Annotated in this window: 20 protein-coding genes; 8 read left to right on the plus strand and 12 right to left on the minus strand. The window is 71.4% G+C overall.

From position 1 onward, the window contains the following. Positions 1–104 precede the first annotated feature (104 nt). Positions 105–1,334, plus strand: coding sequence for an acyl-CoA dehydrogenase family protein (locus tag ACIHIX_RS27330; protein ID WP_399960548.1), 1,230 nt, complete (start codon positions 105–107; stop codon positions 1,332–1,334). Here ACIHIX_RS27330 and ACIHIX_RS27335 read toward each other — a convergent pair. From ACIHIX_RS27335 to ACIHIX_RS27370, 8 genes are all read right to left on the minus strand, one after another. After that, positions 1,331–1,852: a cupin domain-containing protein gene (locus ACIHIX_RS27335; protein ID WP_399960550.1), complete on the minus strand. Its 522-nt coding sequence runs from the start codon at positions 1,850–1,852 to the stop codon at positions 1,331–1,333. The two genes, ACIHIX_RS27330 and ACIHIX_RS27335, sit on opposite strands and share 4 nt — an antisense overlap. Beyond that, a complete protein-coding gene (locus tag ACIHIX_RS27340) occupies positions 1,849–3,063 on the minus strand; it encodes a cytochrome P450 (RefSeq protein ID WP_399960551.1) in 1,215 nt (404 codons plus the stop codon). Before ACIHIX_RS27340 ends, ACIHIX_RS27335 begins: the two co-directional genes overlap by 4 nt. Before the next feature lies 1 nt (position 3,064). Beyond that, a complete protein-coding gene (locus ACIHIX_RS27345) occupies positions 3,065–4,150 on the minus strand; it encodes a type III polyketide synthase (RefSeq protein ID WP_399960847.1) in 1,086 nt (361 codons plus the stop codon). A 104-nt stretch (positions 4,151–4,254) separates the two neighbouring features. Beyond that, the gene (locus ACIHIX_RS27350) at positions 4,255–4,491 is read right to left on the minus strand and encodes a DUF6213 family protein (RefSeq protein ID WP_126270496.1); all 237 of its coding nucleotides are present in this window, start codon (positions 4,489–4,491) and stop codon (positions 4,255–4,257) included. 25 nt (positions 4,492–4,516) lie between these two features. Next, complete coding sequence (locus ACIHIX_RS27355) at positions 4,517–5,902, minus strand: NADP-dependent succinic semialdehyde dehydrogenase (RefSeq protein WP_399960553.1); 1,386 nt, start codon at positions 5,900–5,902, stop codon at positions 4,517–4,519. 68 nt (positions 5,903–5,970) lie between these two features. Beyond that, entirely contained in the window at positions 5,971–6,432 is a 462-nt protein-coding gene (locus ACIHIX_RS27360) for an NUDIX domain-containing protein (protein ID WP_399960555.1), read from the minus strand. Next, on the minus strand, positions 6,429–7,967 hold the full coding sequence (locus ACIHIX_RS27365) for an ATP-dependent DNA ligase (protein ID WP_399960557.1): 1,539 nt from the start codon (positions 7,965–7,967) through the stop codon (positions 6,429–6,431). The genes ACIHIX_RS27360 and ACIHIX_RS27365 overlap by 4 nt, the downstream gene beginning before the upstream one ends. Positions 7,968–8,096: 129 nt before the next feature. Continuing rightward, positions 8,097–9,020, minus strand: a complete 924-nt coding sequence (locus ACIHIX_RS27370; RefSeq protein ID WP_399960558.1) for an NAD(P)/FAD-dependent oxidoreductase — start codon at positions 9,018–9,020, stop codon at positions 8,097–8,099. Between the two features lie 64 nt (positions 9,021–9,084). On the opposite strand from ACIHIX_RS27370, the gene ACIHIX_RS27375 reads away from it, so the two are divergent. The 6 genes from ACIHIX_RS27375 to ACIHIX_RS27400 all read left to right on the plus strand — a co-directional run bounded on the left by ACIHIX_RS27375 (position 9,085) and on the right by ACIHIX_RS27400 (position 14,334). Beyond that, positions 9,085–9,678, plus strand: a complete 594-nt coding sequence (locus ACIHIX_RS27375) for a helix-turn-helix domain-containing protein (protein WP_399960560.1) — start codon at positions 9,085–9,087, stop codon at positions 9,676–9,678. A gap of 86 nt (positions 9,679–9,764) precedes the next feature. Then, a complete protein-coding gene (locus tag ACIHIX_RS27380; RefSeq protein ID WP_399960562.1) occupies positions 9,765–10,742 on the plus strand; it encodes an NADPH:quinone oxidoreductase family protein in 978 nt (325 codons plus the stop codon). Then, positions 10,739–11,923, plus strand: a complete 1,185-nt coding sequence (locus ACIHIX_RS27385; protein ID WP_399960564.1) for an acyl-CoA dehydrogenase family protein — start codon at positions 10,739–10,741, stop codon at positions 11,921–11,923. The genes ACIHIX_RS27380 and ACIHIX_RS27385 overlap by 4 nt, the downstream gene beginning before the upstream one ends. Beyond that, the gene (locus ACIHIX_RS27390) at positions 11,920–12,993 is read left to right on the plus strand and encodes an acyl-CoA dehydrogenase family protein (RefSeq protein WP_399960566.1); all 1,074 of its coding nucleotides are present in this window, start codon (positions 11,920–11,922) and stop codon (positions 12,991–12,993) included. Before ACIHIX_RS27385 ends, ACIHIX_RS27390 begins: the two co-directional genes overlap by 4 nt. Before the next feature lie 171 nt (positions 12,994–13,164). After that, positions 13,165–14,022, plus strand: coding sequence for a phosphatidylinositol-specific phospholipase C/glycerophosphodiester phosphodiesterase family protein (locus ACIHIX_RS27395; protein WP_399960568.1), 858 nt, complete (start codon positions 13,165–13,167; stop codon positions 14,020–14,022). Positions 14,023–14,139: 117 nt separating this feature from the next. After that, the gene (locus tag ACIHIX_RS27400) at positions 14,140–14,334 is read left to right on the plus strand and encodes a hypothetical protein (RefSeq protein ID WP_329341817.1); all 195 of its coding nucleotides are present in this window, start codon (positions 14,140–14,142) and stop codon (positions 14,332–14,334) included. Between the two features lie 3 nt (positions 14,335–14,337). Here ACIHIX_RS27400 and ACIHIX_RS27405 read toward each other — a convergent pair whose 3' ends face one another. The 4 genes from ACIHIX_RS27405 to ACIHIX_RS27420 all read right to left on the minus strand — a co-directional run bounded on the left by ACIHIX_RS27405 (position 14,338) and on the right by ACIHIX_RS27420 (position 18,123). Then, positions 14,338–15,579, minus strand: coding sequence for a phosphodiester glycosidase family protein (locus tag ACIHIX_RS27405; RefSeq protein ID WP_399960570.1), 1,242 nt, complete (start codon positions 15,577–15,579; stop codon positions 14,338–14,340). Between the two features lie 78 nt (positions 15,580–15,657). Further along, positions 15,658–16,017: a DUF779 domain-containing protein gene (locus tag ACIHIX_RS27410; RefSeq protein ID WP_399960572.1), complete on the minus strand. Its 360-nt coding sequence runs from the start codon at positions 16,015–16,017 to the stop codon at positions 15,658–15,660. Positions 16,018–16,114: 97 nt separating this feature from the next. Next, the gene (locus ACIHIX_RS27415; protein ID WP_399960573.1) at positions 16,115–17,410 is read right to left on the minus strand and encodes a YhgE/Pip domain-containing protein; all 1,296 of its coding nucleotides are present in this window, start codon (positions 17,408–17,410) and stop codon (positions 16,115–16,117) included. 152 nt (positions 17,411–17,562) lie between these two features. After that, complete coding sequence (locus ACIHIX_RS27420) at positions 17,563–18,123, minus strand: rhodanese-like domain-containing protein (RefSeq protein ID WP_399960575.1); 561 nt, start codon at positions 18,121–18,123, stop codon at positions 17,563–17,565. Between the two features lie 73 nt (positions 18,124–18,196). On the opposite strand from ACIHIX_RS27420, the gene ACIHIX_RS27425 reads away from it, so the two are divergent. Further along, a complete protein-coding gene (locus ACIHIX_RS27425; RefSeq protein WP_399960577.1) occupies positions 18,197–18,475 on the plus strand; it encodes a metal-sensitive transcriptional regulator in 279 nt (92 codons plus the stop codon). Positions 18,476–18,477: the final 2 nt, after the last annotated feature.

Here is an 18,477-nt window from a genome sequence, read left to right on the forward strand (position 1 = left end):
GAACGGGCTGCCGAGGGGTCATCAGGAGTTGACTTTTCCTACCGGTCGGTAACAGACTCGGGTTACCGCTAGTAACATGCATTTGCGCCGCCGCTGGAGGGGACATGGCCGAGTTCACCATGGAGCTCAACGACGAACAGAAGGAGGTCCGGGACTGGCTGCACGGCTTCGCGGCCGATGTGATCCGCCCCGCGGCCGCCGAATGGGACGAGCGTGAGGAGACTCCCTGGCCGGTCATCCAAGAGGCCGCCAAGGTCGGCATCTACTCGCTCGACTTCTACGCCCAGCAGTACTTCGACTCCACCGGTCTCGGCATCCCCATGGCGATGGAGGAGCTGTTCTGGGGCGACGCGGGCATCGCGCTGTCGATCGTCGGTACCGGCCTGGCCGCTGTCGGCGTCCTCGCCAACGGCACCGAGGAGCAGATCGGCACCTGGATCCCGCAGATGTACGGCGACGCCAACGACGTCAAGGTCGCGGCGTTCTGCTCCTCCGAGCCCGACGCCGGCTCCGACGTGGCCTCGATGCGCACCCGCGCGGTGTACGACGAGGCCAAGGACGAGTGGGTGCTGAACGGCACGAAGACCTGGGCGACCAACGGCGGCATCGCCAACGTCCATGTCGTCGTCGCGGTCGTCGACGCCGAGCTGGGCTCCAAGGGCCACGCGTCCTTCATCATCCCGCCGAACACGCCCGGCCTGTCCCAGGGCCAGAAGTTCAAGAAGCACGGCATCCGCGCCTCGCACACCGCCGAGGTCGTCCTGGAGAACGTGCGCGTCCCCGGCTCCTGCCTCCTCGGCGGCAAGGAGAAGCTCGACGAGCGCCTCGCCCGGGCCAGGGAGCGGGCGAAGGCGGGCGGCGGCGAGCGCGTGAAGAACGCGGCGATGGCCACGTTCGAGGCCTCCCGCCCGGCCGTCGGCGCGATGGCGGTCGGTACCGCCCGGGCCGCCTACGAGGTCGCCCTCGACTACGCCAAGACCCGTGAACAGTTCGGCCGCCCGATCATCGACAACCAGGGCGTCGCCTTCCAGCTCGCCGACATGCGGACGTCCATCGACGCCGCCCGTCTCCTGGTCTGGCGCGCCTCGTGGATGGCGATCAACGGCAAGCAGTTCACCGCCGCCGAGGGCTCGATGTCGAAGCTGTTCGCGAGCGAGACGGCGAAGAAGGTCACCGCCCAGGCGGTCCAGATCCTCGGCGGCAACGGCTACACCCGCGAGTACCCGGTGGAGCGGATGCACCGTGACGCGGCGATCTACACGATCTTCGAAGGTACGAGCGAGATCCAGCGCCTGGTGATCGCCCGCACCCTCTCGGGGATGCCGATCCGCTAACGGTGCCGGAGCGGTGTGAGCTGCTCGATGTCGTACCGGGCCCGCAGCTCCTCGATGGCCGTGTGGTCCGGCGGGCCCCCGTCGCCCAGGATCTCCAGCAGCTCCTCGAAGTACCGCTCGTGGTCCGGCGGCGGACTCGCCTGGAAGAACATCTTCGCGGGGGAGTCCGTCGGGTTGGCGAACGCGTGCGGGCAGCCCGGGGGTACGACGATCACCGTGCCCGGTGTCGCCCGTACCACCCGGTTGCCCGAACTCGACTCCCAGCGCTGCCAGTTGTCCGGGGTTCGTACCCGGGGCTCGAAGGCCAGCACGTCCAGCTCGCCCTCAAGGACGTAGAACAACTCCTCGCTGCGGGTGTGCACATGGGCGCCCACGTCGAAGCCGGGCGGGACGATCACCTCGAAGGTGGACGCCATGCGCGAGTGTGTCCCGGTCACCTTGAAGGTGACGTGCTGGGCGGGGGTCTGGACGACCCGGCCGTGCCCCGGCGGGACCAGCAGACCTTCCTGAGCCGTCACCACGTCACCGGCAGCGCCTCGGGACCACGGATCAACGCACCCTTCCTGAAGGGCACTTGATCCGCGGGGACCGCCAGCCTCAGATCGGGCAGCCGGTCCAGGAGCGCGTCCACCAGGAGCTCCGACTCCAGCCTGGCCAGCATGCCGCCCGGGCAGTAGTGCGGGCCGAAGCCGAAGGAGACGTGCGGGTTGGGGCTGCGGGTGAAGTCGATCGTCTCCGGGAACGGGAAGACGTCCGGGTCGCGGTTGGCGGCCAGATACGACACATAGACCGGGTCGCCGGCCCGGATGCGTACGCCTCTGATGCCCACGTCCTCCAGGGCGATCCGGGACAGGCCCACCGCGTTGCGGTGCGGGATGTAGCGCAGCAGCTCGTCGATGGCCTGCGGGCGGATCGACGGTTCCGTGCGCAGCCGGTCGGCCAGGTCCGGACGGGTCAGCAGCAGATAGAACATCTGGCCGCTGTTGTTCGTCACCGCCTCGCCGCCGATCTGGAGCAGGACGGCGAGCCCCACGGCCTCCTCCAGGGTCACCTCGTCCCGGCCCACCGCGGCGCCGAGCAGTGACGTGACGTCCTCGCCCGTACCGCCCTCCCGCAGCCCGATGAGATCGCCGAAGTAGGCGCCCATCTCCTGCTTGGCCTTCTCACTGACCTCCTTGCCGTGCGAGGACGACAGGATCAGCTGGGTCCAGGTGTGCATGACCTGCCGGTCGGCCGCCGGGACCCCCATCAGCTCGCAGATCACCGCGATGGGGAAGGGGCTCAGCACGGTGGCGGTGAGATCGGCGGGCGGGCCGTCCTGGAGCAGCTCGTCGACCAGCTCGTCCAGCATCCGGCGGGACTTCTCCCGTACCCGCTCCACGCCCTTGGAGGTCAGCGCGGCGGCCACCGTGCGGCGCAGCCGGGTGTGGTCCGGCGGGTCCAGGAAGCCCACGGCACCCCGCTCCGGGATGAAGTGCGGGGCGAGCCGGGTGACCGGCTGGTCCATGACCGCCTCCCGGCCGAACCTGGGGTCGTTGGTCACCATCCGTACGTCGTCGTACCGGGTGACGAGCCAGGCCCAGCCCTCGCCGTTGGGCAGCTGGATCCGGGTGACCGGGCCCTCGCGCATCAGCTCGGTGAGGACCGGGTCGAAGTCCGTCCCGCTCAGGTCGAGGGCCGGCCAGTGCCGGATCGGGGGCAGGATCTCGGTGATCGTCTCTTCACTCATCTCAGTCCGTCTCGTCCGTGCGCTGCCAGCGGCCCAGGGTCATTTCCGCGGTGATGCCGGGCCCGAACCCGGCGAGCAGCCCGCGCGCCCGGTGGTGCGCCCCGCCCGCGTCGAACAGTCGTCGCAGCGCGTCCAGTACGACGGCGCTGGCGATGTTCCCGTACTCGGTGAGCGTGGCCCGGCTGAACCGGAAGGCGTGCGGGTCGACCTGGAGGAACTTGCTGAGGTCGTCGAGGATGCGGGGCCCGCCCGCGTGGACTATGTAGAAGTCCAGGTCGGCGGCGTCCCAGCCGTGCAGTCCCGCGAGGTTCTGGAGCGCCGGGGCGAGCGGCTCCATGGTGGCGGGCACCCGCTTGTCCAGCTGGAAGTGGAAGCCCGTGGCCCGGACGTCGTACATGATCCACTCCTCGGTCCCGGGGATCAGATACGAGCCGTTGCGCTCCAGCGTGATGCCCTCGCCGCCCCGGCCGCGGACCACGGCGGCCGCGATGCCGTCGCCGAACAGGCCGTTGGACAGGAGGTTCCCGATGCCCAGGTCGGTGGGCTGGTAGCACAGCGAGCAGAACTCGCAGGCCACGATGAGGGCGTTGGCCTCGGGGTAGGCGGTGCAGAAGTCGTGCGCCCGGTTGATCGCCGCACCGCCGGCCGCACAGCCCAGCTGGGCTATGGGGATCTGCCGCGTGGTGCAGTCGAAGTCCATCTCGTTGATCAGCCAGGCCGTCAGCGACGGCATCATGAAGCCCGTGCAGGAGACATAGATGATGACATCGATGTCGCGGGGCAGTACCTCGGCGTCGTCCAGTGCTCGCCGCACGACCGCGGGGACACGGGCCTTCGCCTCGGCCACATAGACCTTGTTGCGCTCCTCGAAGCCGGGGTGCTTCAGGGTCTCCTCGATGGGCTGCACGATGTGCCGGGTGCGTACACCGGTGTTCTCGATCAAGCGGAGCGCCAGCGGCAGTTGGGGATGGTCCGCATGGCGGGAGCGCGCCAGTTCGAGCGTCTCCTCCATCGTGATCACATGCTCCGGAACGGACACCGAGGGTCTGCACAAAGTCGCCATGAACCGTGCCTGCTTTCGCCTCAGAGGGTGGTCCAGTCCACGATCACCCGAGGGGCAGACGACTTCGCGCGGGGTTACTCCGTTTCAGGGACGGGTCGGGTTCCAAACCGGTGCCGGCACAACGACCTTCACGACGCGCCGCCGCTACTGTGCGCAATGCAGGCCACGTCGATGCGATCGGCGAGCTTGGCCAACTCGATGGTCAACGCGGCCACCGTGTCCTCGTCGAGACCCTCCTCGCCCGCCTCGACAAGATGCAGCCACCGCCCCCCGACCGTGCGCAACAACTTGCTCACATCGGCCGCGGACACCTGCAAGGTGCCCCGGTCGTCGACGATCAGCGGCAGAGTCACTTCACGGTTCACACCGGGGATGGTAGCCGCGCAGACGTCACGCTCCGTGCCAAACCGTAGTGATGTTGCAGAACTCGCGGATTCCGTGCCCGGACAGCTCACGCCCGTACCCGGACCGCTTCACACCGCCGAACGGGAACGCCGGATGGGACGCGGTCATCCCGTTGACATACACGGCACCGGCTTCGAGATCCCGTACGAAACGATCGACCTCGGCCTCGTCCCGCGTCCACACGTTCGAACTCAGTCCGAACGGCGAGTCGTTGGCGAGCAGCACCGCCTCGTCGAGGTCGCTCACGCGGTAGAGCGTGGCCACCGGGCCGAACGCCTCCTCGCGGTGGATACGCATCTCGCGGCTGATGTCGGTCAGGACGGTCGGCCGGTAGTACCAGCCGTCCCCGTCAGGCCGCTCGCCGCCGCAGAGCACCCGGGCACCGCTGCGCGTCGCGTCGTCGACGAGCTCCTCCAGGTCCGCCCGCCCCTGCTCGGTGGCGAGCGGGCCGATGTCCGTGGCCTCGTCCAGCGGGTCGCCGACCGTCAGCCGCTGCATGCCCCGCACGAACTTCTCGGCGAAGGCGTCGTACACGTCGGCGTGCACGATGAACCGCTTGGCGGCGATGCACGACTGCCCGTTGTTCTGCACCCGCGCCGTCACGGCGATCTCGGCCGCGCGGTCGATGTCCGCGGACGGCATCACGACGTACGGGTCGCTGCCGCCGAGTTCGAGGACCGTCTTCTTCACCATGTCGCCGCAGGTGGCGGCGACCGAGCGCCCGGCGGGCTCACTGCCCGTGAGCGTGGCCGCCTTGACGCGCTCGTCGCGCAGGATCTCCTCGACCGCGCCGGAGCCGATGAGCAGGGTCTGGAAGACGCCCTCCGGGTAGCCCGCCTGGTGGAACAGGTCCTCCAGGAACAGGGCGGTCTGGGGGACGTTCGAGGCGTGCTTGAGCAGTCCGACGTTGCCCGCCATCAGCGCGGGGGCGGCGAACCGGACGACCTGCCACAGGGGGAAGTTCCACGGCATCACCGCGAGCACCGGACCCAGGGGCCGGTAGCGCACCAGGGCCCGGGAGGCGCCGGAGTCCTTCACATCGGCGTCGGCGGGCTCCTCGTCGGCCAGCAGCGCCTCGCCGTGCTCGGCGTACCAGCGCATCGCCCTGGCGCACTTGGCGGCCTCGGCGCGGGCCTGCTTGACCGGCTTGCCCATCTCGGTGGTCATGACCTTGCCGATGTCCTGCTGGAGGCCGTCGAGCAGATCGGCCGCCCGGCCGAGCAGCTGGGCGCGTTCGGCGAACGGTGTCGTCCGGTAGGTGCGGAAGGTGGCCTCCGCGAGCTGGAGCCGGCGCTCGATCTCCTCGGCGCCCATGGCTTCGTACGTCTTGAGCGTCTCGCCGTTCGCCGGGTTCACCGTCGCGATGGGCATGACCGACCTCCTGGGGGAGCGGACCTGTGTTCTCGACCTTCCCGCGCGGCGGGCCCCGCCGCAACGTGTCAGGGCGAGTGCTCCGCCAGCCGGTCGAGAAACGTGGCCTGCGCCTTCACGATCACCTCGCGAGCACGCGCGAGGGAGTACCAGGCCACCCGGTCCAGCTCCGGGAACTCCTGCTCCCGCCCGGATCTCGGCGGCCACTCCATCCGGAACGTGCCCGGGACGACGGTCGCGGGATCGAGGTCGGCCTCGATCGCCCAGACGGTGACGAGCTTGCCGCCCGACTGCTTCACCTCGCCTAGGGGCACGGCGTCCCCGTCGGGCGGCGGCAGCCCCAGCTCCTCCTGGAACTCACGCCGGGCGGCTTCCCAGGCCGGCTCCTCGTCGGGCTCGTACTCACCCTTCGGCACGGTCCAGGCCCCGGCGTCCCGGCGCGCGAAGAACGGGCCGCCCATGTGACCGAGCAGCACCTCGACGCCGTCTCCGGTGTGCCGGAAGAGCAGCAGGCCGGCGCTGGTCCTCATGGGCTGACCTCGGGATGCGCGGCCAGCAGCGTCTCCACCGTGTCCGCCTCCTCCGGCCGCTTGTCCTCGCGATAGCGCACCACACGGGCGAAACGCAGGGTGACGCCGGCCGGGTAGCGGGTGGAGCGCTGAAGACCGTCGTAGGCGATCTCGACGACGAGCTCGGGCCGTACGGTCACCACGTACCCGTCGGTTCCGGTGGCCAGCTCCTGGAGCCGCTCGGTCTGCCAGGCCAGCATCGCGTCGGTCATGCCCTTGAACGTCTTGCCGAGCATCGCGTACGAGCCGTCCTCCCGCCGTGCCCCCAGATGCAGGTTGGAGAGCTTGCCGGTGCGGCGGCCGTGGCCCCACTCGGCGGCCAGGACGACCAGGTCGAGGGTGTGGACGGGCTTGACCTTCAGCCAGGACGCGCCGCGTCGGCCCGCGCTGTAGGAGGCGTCGAGGGACTTCACCACCACGCCCTCGTGACCGCGCTCCAGCGTCTCGGCGAGGAAGGACTCGGCGGCGGTGACGTCCTCGGGGCCGGACACCAGCGTCCGGCGCACCCGCATCGGTTCGGGGACCAGCCGGGCCAGCCTCGCGTGCCGTTCGGCGAACGGGAGGTCGAGGAGGTCGTGGTCGTCGACGGACAGGGCGTCGAAGAAGACGGGGGAGACGGGGACCTGTTCGGCGGCCGTGGCCACGTCCACCCGTGAGCCGACCCGCCCCGCCGTCTCCTGGAACGAGCGGGGCCGCCCGGCGGCGTCGAAGGAGATGACCTCGCCGTCGAGGATGAACCGCTCGTCCTTCAACTGCTGCGCGGCGGCTGTCACTTCGGGCAGACGGTCGGTGATGTCGTCGAGGGTGCGGGTGTAGACGCGAACGGTGTCGCCGTCCCGGTGCACCTGGACGCGGATGCCGTCCAGCTTCTCCTCGACCGCGCACCCGCCCAGCTTCTCGACCGCCTCGGCGACCGAGGAGGCGCTGTGCGCCAGCATCGGCTGGACCGGGCGGCCGACGGTGAGCCGGAAGCGGTCGAGGGCCTCGGGGCCGTCCGCGAGCAGCGCCTCGGCGACGGTCTGGAGGGAGCCGGCGAGCATCACCGCGCGGCGGACGTCCGCGGGTGGCGCCTCGGTGGCCTGGGCGAGACCCTCCGTGGCGACCGCGTCCAGGGCGCCCTGACGTACCTCACCGCTGAGCAGGCCGAGCAGGAAGCGTTGTTCGGCCTCGGTGGCCGCGGCCATCAACTCGCCTACGAGACGGGTCCGTTCGGCCTGGGACCCGGTGCCCGACACCATGCCCAGCTCGGTGAGCAGGGCATCCACCGCGGCGACGGTGAGGCTCGGCTCGGCTGCCGGGAGGACCGGACGGCTCAGCACCTTCCAGCCCACCCCCAGCCGTCCCTGAGGCAGCCGTCCCGCCAGATACGGGATGACGATCGGCACGTCGTCCGGTTCGGCCTCGCGGAACAGGTCGGCGAGCAGCGCGGTCTTCTTCGAGCGCGCCGAGGTCGCGGCGACCTCCTGGGACACCTGGGCCAGCCGGGCAAGAAGCATGCAGCCCATGGTGCGGCACGCTCCGCCGGGTCACACCTGGACGAACGGGTCGTTCGTCGGCTGCGGCTGTGTCGTGGCTGGTCGCGCCCACGCGGCGGTAGCCGCAAATCGACACAGCCCCGCGCCCCTTCAGGGCGTCGCGTCGAGGTCGGCCATCAGCAGATCCCCGTTGATCGTGGCCCCGGCCCGGTAGCCGCCCGCCGCCGCGTTGATCACCTGCTCGCCGAAGCCCATCGCGTTGCCCACCGCCCACACGCCGGGAACGGTCGTCTGTCCCGTCGCGTCGACCACGGGGTACGCGCCGAACGGGGTCTCGTTCAGCTCGGCGCCCAGCTGGGCCGGTAGGTCGTTCTGCGGGACGGCGCGGGGTGCGGTGAACAGCACATCGCGGGCGTGGGTCGTGCCATCGGCCAGCTGTACGCCCGTCAGTCGGTCGTTCTCGATCCGCAGCCTCCCGACCTCACCCGGCACCACCTTGACGCCCGCCGCGGCGAGCCTGCGCAGGTCGTCGTCGGACAGGTCGGCCTCCGCGACCGTGTGCAGGAAGAGCGTCACCTCCTTCGACCACTGGGACACCATCAGCGCCTGGTGCACGCTCAGTGGGGTCGTGGCCAGGACGCCGAAGGCCTGGTCGCGGACCTCCCAGCCGTGGCAGTACGGGCAGTGCAGGACGTCCTTGCCGAAGCGCTCGGCGACGCCGGGGACCGCGGGGAGCTCGTCCCTGAGGCCGGTCGCGATCACCAGGCGGCGGGCGCGCAGGGTGCGGCCGCTCGCCAGCGTCACGCCGAAGCCCTGGGAGACGTCGACCACCCGGTCCCGGACGAGCTCGACGCCGTACCGGGCGATCTCCTCGCGGCCGATGGCCAGGAACTCGGCCGGGGACATGCCGTCCCGGGAGAGATATCCCTGCATGTGGGCCGAGGGCGCGTTGCGGGGCTCGCCCGCGTCGACGACCAGCGTCCGGCGCCGGGCCCGCCCCAGGACCAGAGCCGCGGAGAGACCGGCCGCGCCGCCGCCGATCACGATCACTTCGTATGCGTGGGTGTCCGTCATGCCGCCACGGTCGCTCCGCCCGTGCGGGATTGACAAACATCTTTGCTGATTCTGCAATATGGGCATGAGTACCGATGAAGATGTCGAGGGTGTTCTCGCGGATGTGGGGCCCCGGCTGCGCCGGATCCGGAAGGAGCGCGAGGTGACCCTCGCCGGGCTGTCGGAGGCCACCGGCATCTCCGTCAGCACGCTGTCCCGGCTGGAGTCGGGGCTGCGCAAGCCCAGCCTGGAGCTGCTGCTGCCGATCGCGCAGGCCCATCAGGTGCCGCTGGACGAGCTGGTCGGGACGCCGCCGGTGGGGGATCCGCGGGTGCGGACCGCGCCGCTGGTGCGGCACGGGCGTACCTACTGGCCGCTGACCCGGCAGCCGGGCGGTCTCCAGGCCTACAAGGTGCTGGTGCCGCAGCGGAACGAGGAGCCCGAACCCCGTACCCATGAGGGCTACGAGTGGTTGTACGTGCTGGCGGGGCGGCTGCGGGTCGTCCTCGGAGACCACGACGTGGTGATGAGCGCCGGGGAGGCCGCCGAGTTCGACACCCGGGTGCCGCACTGGTTCGGGTCGACGGGGGAAGGCCCGGCGGAGTTCCTGAGTCTGTTCGGGCCGCAGGGGGAGCGGATGCACGTACGGGCGAAGCCGAAGCGGTCGGCGCGGTCGTGACGCACGCTACTGTTCCCTGATCGGCAAGCGACCGCTTAGTATGCGACTACCCCAGGTCGTACGACGTAGTCGCGTGGAGGCATCGCATGCAGGCATGGCAAGTGCACGAGAACGGTGAGCCGGGTGAGGTGATGCGGCTCGCGGACGTCGAGACGCCCACGCCCGGCGACGGCCAGGTCCTGCTGAAGGTGCGTGCCGCGAACATCAACTTCCCGGACGTGCTGATGTGCCGCGGCCACTACCAGGTCAGGCCACCGCTGCCGTTCACGCCGGGCGTGGAGATCTGCGGCGAGACCGAGGACGGGCGCCGGGTGCTCGCCAACCCCGCGCTGCCGTACGGCGGTTTCGCCGAGTACGCCGTCGCGGACGCCGCCGCTCTGCTGCCCGCGCCGGACTCGCTGGACGACGCCGAGGCCGCCGCGCTGCACATCGGCTACCAGACGGGATGGTTCGGTCTGCACCGGCGGGCCCACCTGGAGGCGGGGGAGACGCTGCTCGTCCACGCCGCCGCCGGTGGGGTCGGCAGCGCGGCCGTGCAGCTCGGCAAGGCCGCCGGCGCCAAGGTCATCGGCGTCGTCGGCGGCGCCGACAAGGCCGCCGTGGCCAGGGAACTGGGCTGTGACGTCGTGATCGACCGGCGTGCCGAGGACGTCGTCGCCGCGGTCAAGGAGGCCACCGGCGGGCGGGGCGCCGACGTGATCTACGACCCGGTCGGCGGCGACGCCTACACCCAGTCCACCAAGGTCGTCGCCTTCGAGGGACGGATCGTGGTCGTCGGCTTCGCCAGCGGGACCATCCCGAGCCCCGGCCTCAACCACGCCCTGGTGAAGAACTACTCGATCCAGGGCCTGCACTGGGGCCTGTACAACACCAAGAACCCCGAGCTGGTCCGGCACTGCCACGAGCAGCTCACCGAACTCGCCGCCCGGGGCGCCATCGGTCCGCTGGTGAGCGAGCGGGTGCCGCTGGCGGAGGCCGCGGCCGCCGTGCAGCGCGTCGGTGACGGCGTGACCACCGGCCGGGTCGCCGTCGTCCCCGCCCTCAGCAAGGGAGCCACCGCATGATCGACGCAGCCGAACTCAAGCGCCGTGCGGCGGAGTTGCTGGCCGCCCACCCGCCCGCCACGACCGACCGCCTGGACTTCCTGCGGGCCCGCTTCGACGCCGGCCTGGCGTGGGTGCACTACCCCGAGGGGCTCGGCGGACTCGGCACCGCACGCTCCCTCCAGGCCGTCGTGGACGCCGAGCTGGAGGCCGCGGGCGCCCCCGACAACGACCCCCGGCGCAACGGCATCGGCCTCGGCATGGCCGCGCCGACCATCCTCAAGTACGGCACGGACGAGCAGAAGCAGCGCTTTCTGCGGCCCCTGTGGACCGGCGAGGAGGTCTGGTGCCAGCTCTTCAGCGAGCCCGGCGCCGGCTCCGACCTGGCCGGGCTCGGCACCCGGGCCGTCCGCGAGGGCGACGGCGACTGGGTGGTGAACGGCCAGAAAGTATGGACGTCCAGCGCGCACAACGCCCGCTGGGCCATCCTCATCGCCCGCACCGACCCGGACGTGCCCAAGCACGCGGGCATCACCTACTTCCTGTGCGACATGACCGACCCCGGTGTCGACGTCCGGCCGCTGCGCCAGATCACCGGCGAGGCCGAGTTCAACGAGGTCTTCCTCACCGACGTCCGCATCCCCGACTCCCGCCGCCTCGGCGCCATCGGCGACGGCTGGAAGGTCGCGCAGACCACGCTCAACAACGAACGCGTCGCCATCGGCGGCATGCGCCTGCCCCGCGAGGGCGGCATGATCGGGCCGGTCTCGAAGACCTGGCGCGAGCGCCCCGAACTGCGCACCCACGACCTCCACCAGCGGCTGCTCACGCTCTGGGTCGACGCCGAGGTCGCCCGCCTCACCGGCGAACGCCTGCGCCAGCAGCTCGCGTTGGGCCAGCCAGGACCCGAGGGCGCCGGCATGAAGCTCGCCTTCGCCCGCCTCAACCAGGAGATCAGCGGCCTGGAGGTCGAACTCCGCGGCGAGGAAGGCCTGTTGTACGACGACTGGACCATGCGCCGGCCCGAACTGGTGGACTTCACCGGCCGGGACGCCGGCTACCGCTACCTCCGCTCCAAGGGCAACAGCATCGAGGGCGGGACCAGCGAGGTCCTGCTGAACATCGTCGCCGAGCGCGTTCTGGGCCTGCCGTCCGAGCCGCGCACCGACAAGGACGTCGCATGGAAGGACCTGGCCCGATGAGCGACCTGCTGTACTCGGAGGAGGAAGAGGCCCTGCGGTCCGCCGTACGGGACCTGCTCGCCGACCACTGCGACGCCCCCGGCGTCATCGCCCGCACCGAGTCGGACGCCCCGCACGACCTCGCCGCCTGGAAGGCGCTCACCGACGGCATGGGCCTCGCGGGCCTGCTGGTGCCGGAGGCCCAGGGCGGCCAGGGTGCCACGCACCGCGAAGCCGCTGTGGTCCTGGAGGAGTTGGGGCGTGCCGTGGCTCCCGTGCCCTACCTCACCAGCGCCGTCGTCGCCACCGAGGCCCTGCTGGAGGTCGGCCACGAGGGGCTGCTCGCCGAGCTGGCGGCGGGGCGTAGGATCGGCGCCCTCGCCGTCGCCCTGAACGTCGCCGCGGGCGGCGCCTACAAGGTCGTACGGCATGAAGGCGGTTCCCTGCACGGGGAGTTGACCGGCGTCGCGGACGCGGCCGTGGCCGATGTGCTGCTCGTGCCGGCGGACGACGGCGGGCTGTACGCGGTGGACGCCGCCGACGCGACCGTCACCCCGCAGGTGTCCTTCGACCTCACCAGGCCGCTCGCCACCGTGACCCTGGACGGCGCCCCCGGACGGCTCCTCGGCGACGCCGAGCCCGCCGTGCGCCGCGCCCTGCGGGCCGGTGCCGGACTGCTCGCCTCCGAGCAACTCGGTCTGGCGGAATGGGTGTTGACCGAGACCGTGCGCTACCTCAAGGAGCGCAAGCAGTTCAACCGGCCGGTCGGTGGCTTCCAGGCGCTCAAGCACCGGCTCGCCCAGGTGTGGCTGGAGGTCGTCAACCTCCGGGCCGCCGCCCGCAACGCCGCCGACGCGCTCGCCACCGGGACGGACGCCGACGTCGCGGTCGCCGTCGCGCAGGCCTACGCGGCGCCGGTCGCGGTACGCGCAGCCGAGGAGGCGCTCCAGCTGCACGCCGGCATCGGCATGACGTGGGAGCATCCGATCCACCTCTACCTGAAGCGGGCCAAGTCCGACTCGATCGCGTACGGCACCGCCGGCACCCACCGCGCGGCGTTGGCCGAACTGGTGGACCTGCAAGCCCCCTGACGTCACCGGACAAAGCCCGCCCCACCTGGGGCGGGCTTTTTCGTGCTCCCCGGGTGGGCCCGGTGAACGCACAGCGGCAGTCCGGCCAACTCCTCTCACGGGCATGCCCATTGAAGGCCCCGCGACCGCATACTCGCCCATGTCTCGTACCGCCCCAAAGGGAGGCAGAGCATGGCCCTCACCACCCGTCGCAGAGCCCTCACCACCATCGGCGCCGCCCTCGCGGGCGCGGTCGCCCTGCCCGCAGCACCGGCCCTCGCGGGCGAACAGAAGCACCGGCCAAGGCCGTTGTGGAGGGCCCACGCCCACAACGACTACGAGCATCCCCGGCCGCTGTTCGACGCCCTCGACCACCGCTTCGGCAGCGTCGAGGCCGACATCTTCCTCGTCGGCGACCAGCTCCTCATCGGACACACCGTGGACGACCTCGACCCGAGCCGCACGCTGGAGTCCCTCTACCTGGACCCGCTGGCCAGGATCGTCAGGGCCAACCACGGTTCCGTGTACCGGGGTTGGCGCAGGCCGGTGCAGTTGCTCATCGACATCAAGACCGAGGGCTCGTCGACGTACCTGGAGCTGGACCGCCATCTCCGGCGCTACAAGCACCTGTTCACGACGTACGCGCACGGCAGGGTGTACCCGGGGGCGGTCACCGCCGTCATCTCCGGTGACCGCGCGGCCCGCACGCCCATGGAGGCGCAGACCGTCCGGCGCGCCTTCTACGACGGCCGGCTCACCGACCTCGGCTCCTCGGCGCCCGCCTCCTTCATCTCTCTGATCAGCGACAACTGGACGCTCAACTTCACCTGGCAGGGCGTCGGCGCCTTCGCCGAGGCCGAGCGGCAGAGGCTGCACGGCATCGTCGACGCCGCCCACGCGCGCGGCCAGCAGGTGCGCTTCTGGGCCACCCCCGACCTGGCCGGACCCGCCCGCGACGCGCTGTGGGGTGAACTCCTCGACGCCGGTGTCGACTACCTCAACACCGACGACCTGGCGGGCCTGGAGACCTTCCTCGACGCCCGCCGCTAGGCCGGGAAACCACACGTTCGGCGGACAGGTCAGCCGCCCGGACGAACCCTCCGCTACGCCACACTTACGGCCGAACGCCGTGAACCGGACGGGACGGCGTGGCGGAGGAGGTTGACGATGGCGATTTCCATCTCGGTGGTGCTGCTGCTTCTGGTCCTGGCGGTGATCTTCCTGCGCAACGGCGGGCTGAAGGTCTCCCACGCCCTGGTGTGCGCGCTGCTCGGGTTCTTTCTGGCCGGCACGAGCATCGCGCCCACCATCAGCAGCGGTCTGACGGCGACCGCCGACATCGTGAGCAGCCTGCGACCCTGAGGCTCAGTTCGTCGAGAAGACCCCGATGCCGTTCGGGACGGGGCGTTCCGCGCCGCCCGTGGGGTGGTTGCGTACCGTCACGGCGGTCGCGCCGGGGGCACGGGCGACCAGGGTCGACGAGCCACCGCCGTCCAGGCTGAAGCCGTCGGCAGCGCCCAAGTCGCGCAGGGTGTCAGCCACTTCGGCGATCGTCAGACCGGTGCGGTACGGCGCCGCCCCGTCCACCGCGAGCAGCAGCACCCGTCGGCCGCCGTCCGAGACGCCCACGGCGGTCCGCACCGCCGAGGTCGTCGCGTCCAGCCCGGGCAACGGCGACCCGTCCGTCAGGACCGGATAGCCGCCGACGGCGAAGCGGTACGGCACCCTGCTCGCGGTCGCCACCAGCCGCTGCCGTACCCGCACAAGTTCGCCCACGGACAGTTTCCGCAACTGCTGCGCGCCGCCCTCCCGGCCGACGAGGACGGTCGTCCCGTCGGCGATGGGACCGCTGCCCGGGGTGTCGGCCGTCGCCACCACCTTGCCCCGGCGGAGCGTCACCTCGTAGGTGTCCGTGCTGCACGGGGCGGCCCGGTCGGTGTCCGTGCCGCAGGTGGAGCGCAGCCGGGAGACTCCGCCCCAGGCGCTGGTGAAGGCGCCGACCGAACCCACCGGCAGGGCGTACTGGTTGAGCCCGCCCAACGGCAGCCGGTTCTCCCAGGTGCCGATGGTTCCGGTCAGGGTCAGGGCGTCGAGCCGAACCCGGCGGTCCACGCCCATGCCGAGCACGTTCCGGGTCGAGGTACCGGGCGGCAGCGCGGGGCCGAACCGCTGGCCGTCCGGTACCGCCGCCTTGAGGGGGTGCCCGCTCGCGATCGCCGGTCCCACGCTCGCCCCGGTCGCCTCGACGCCGGGGTGCTGGGTCTCGGTGATGTTGAAGAAGTCGCCGTTGACCCCGGCCACCGCGCCCTGGGTGTCGGCGAGTTGGGAGACCGGCGCCCGCGCGGCCACCGCACCGGGATACAGCAGGTCAAGGCGCACCTTCGGATCGCGCAGGTCGGCCCGGATCACATGGATGCGCGTCGGACCCTTGGCCGCCTGGAGGTCGTACTCCTGGTACGTGACACCCGAGGCGACCGGCACGGCGGCGTCCTGCACGGCACCGGCCGGTGCCGCCCCCGTCAGGGCCGCACCGGCCAGCGCGCCGAACGCCGTCAGAAGCGTCAGTACCCGTCTGCCCGCCCGGAACCCGGTTCGACGATGCGTCACAGTCCCCCCTGAGGTTCCGTCAACTGTCGCAGGACTCAAGGGGGGTGCACCAGACGGCGAGGGCCGTACGGGGGACTGCTAGGGGGCGACCAGGCGTGAGCGGATCAGGAACCGTACGCCCTCGGGCGCCTCCAGGGAGAAGCCGCTGCCGCGGCCCTCGACGACGTCCACGATGAGGCGGGTGTGGCTCCAGACCGCGTACTGGCTGCGGGACATCCAGAACCTCACCGGTTCCTCGACGCCCTCGACCTCCAGCTCCGCGAGCAGCACGTCCGAGCCGCCGGTGCGGAACTCGCCCTCGGGGTAGCACATCGGGGCGCTGCCGTCGCAGCAGCCGCCGGACTGGTGGAACATCAGCGGGCCGTGCGCCTCGCGCAGCCGGCGCAGCAGGTCGGCGGCCGCGAGGGTGAGCTCGACGCGCGGGATCTCCTCATCCATACGCCCCAGCGCACCACAGGGGAGGTTGCGACAAGGTTGCAGCCGGGAGCAGGGTGGGCGCATGTACGCGACGCTGAGGTCATGGCACCGGTGAGCCTCACGCCGGCTGGGGCGTCAGGCGGCGGTGGCCCTTGCGGTCGTAGTAGAGGGTCATCGCGTAACCGAACAGCAGCCCCACCGCGGTGCCGATCGCGATCATCAGCCAGGAGCGGCTCAGGCCCGCGTCGCCGCGGGCGTCGAAGTAGAGGATCGCGCGGACGCCGTCGCTGAGCTGGCGCATGGGCTCGAAGTGGGACAGGAACCGGTAGAAGCCGGGGACCGCCTGGAGCGGGACGGTGGCGCCCGAGGACGGCAGGCCGAGGACGATGAACACGAACATGGACACGAGCTGTCCGATGCCGCCGAACGCCGCGTTGATGGCCTGCACACCGATGCCGACGGCCAGTGACGCGCAGTACGAGTAGATCCACAGCAGCGGCAGATGGGTCGCGTCCATGCCGAGGAGGGTGACGCAGGCCAGCATCACCAGGGAGACGGTGACGAGGGTGATGCCCGCGGTCATCGCCATCTTCAGCAGCAGTGTCTGGGTGCGGCTGATCGGCACGGTGGGCAGCCGGGTGTGCCAGGGGCCGATCTCGTTGTCGGCGTAGCCGAGCGAGGTGTCGACGCCGTTGCTGATGACGTTGGCGCCCATGAAGCCGGCCAGCACCAGCAGCAGCGTGTAGTAGAACGCGGTCAGGCCGAGCCCGCTGTGGTCGCCGAGGGGATGGCCGACCTGGGGAACGACGTTCACCGGGTCGGCGAGCAGCAGCTTGTCCGTCGCGGTGGCCCGCGGGGCGGCCCGGACGAGCTGCTCGCCGATGGTCTGCGAGGCCTGATGCGCCGCCTGGGTGCTGATCTGACTGGCGAGGGACGAACCGAGGCTGCCCTTGCCGGGGTTGGTGAGCACGGTGATCGTCGGCCGTGCGGCGGCGCCGGTGGTGGTGAGCGCGGCGACGGAGTCGGTGAAGTCGGCGGGGATGACGAGGGCGCCGTAGACCTTGCCGGTGTCCAGTTCGTCCTGGGCCTCGGCCCGGCTCAGCCGCCGCCACTCGGCCTTGTCGCTGGACGTGTCCGCGAGGATCGACCGGGTGATCTGCGTGCCCAGGTTCTGTCCCTGGCCGGGCAGCGGCTTGCCGGTGTCGCCGTTGACCAGCGCGATCGGCAGGTCCTTCAGGTCGCCCTGCGGGTTGACGATGCCGCCCATGTAGAGCAGGGAGAGCAGCAGGGCGAGGAGTCCGCTGAGGACGGTGGGGACCACCCAGAGCTTGGGGCGGCGCAGCAGGGTGGCGGCCCGGGCCAGGGGAGCGGCGGGAGCGGCGGGGGCGGGGGCCTGGGGGTCGGCGTCGGTCATGGCTCTCCGTCGGGTCGCGGCGACGCGGTGCCCTCCATAGGTACGCGACCACGGCCCCGCCCGCACCCACACCGCGCGCTACGGCGCCGGAATCACCCCGTGGCACCCGGACCGCGGAGGACGGGGGCGGAATTCCCGTCCTCCCCGGCAGGTCACCCGGCCAGGCGCAGCAGCGTCTCCTCAAAGGGCACCGCGTCCGCGCCCGGCCGGTTGTGCGGAAGCCTGGCCAGGAGCGTCGCCATGGCGCAGGTGTTGGTCACGGCGGAGTACACCAGCCCGGCGCCGACCAGGCCGGACAGCCGGTGCGCGGGCGGCCGGGCCAGCCCCGCGACGAAGCCCGCCACGACCAGCGCACCGGCGGTGAGCCGGACCTGGCGGTCCATCGGCCAGGGCGTACGGGCCCCGGCCGGGCGCTCGACCGGGTGGCCCGCGGCGGCCCAGCCGGCGGTGCCGCCGTCCAGGGAGAGCGCCTCGATACCGAGCGTCCCGAGCCGGTCGCAGCCCTTGGCCGAGCGGGCCCCGGAGGCGCAGACGATCAGCAGCGGCCCGCGCGTCGCGGCCGTCCGCAGCGCGCTCGCCGCCTCGTCGAGCCGGTCCAGCGGGATGTTGTGCGCGCCGGGGACATGGCCGCCGGCGAACTCGCCGGGCGTGCGCACGTCCACGACGGTGAACTCGGCGAGCCGGGCGGGGGCCACGGTGACGGGGGTGGTCATGGAACAGAACCCTTCGGTGAGGTGTTGCCGCCCACGGGTAGAATACCCGTGGGGGTATATATGAGGAGGAAACGTGCAGCTCGACATGGACGCCGACGAACTGAGGTCGGCGCTCAACCGGCTCCGCCGTGCTCAGGGCCAGCTGGGCGGGGTCATCCGGATGCTTGAGGAGGGGCGGGACTGCGAGGACGTCATCACCCAGCTCGCGGCGGTCTCGCGGGCCTTGGACCGGGCCGGGTTCTCGATCATCGCGACCGGCCTGGAGCAGTGCATGACCAGCGAGGACCCCGAGGTGCGGAACTCCGCGCAGATGCGGTCCCGGCTGGAGAAGCTCTTTCTCTCACTGGCCTGAGG

The organism is Streptomyces sp. NPDC051913, assembly GCF_044593635.1.
GTDB lineage: Bacteria > Actinomycetota > Actinomycetes > Streptomycetales > Streptomycetaceae > Streptomyces.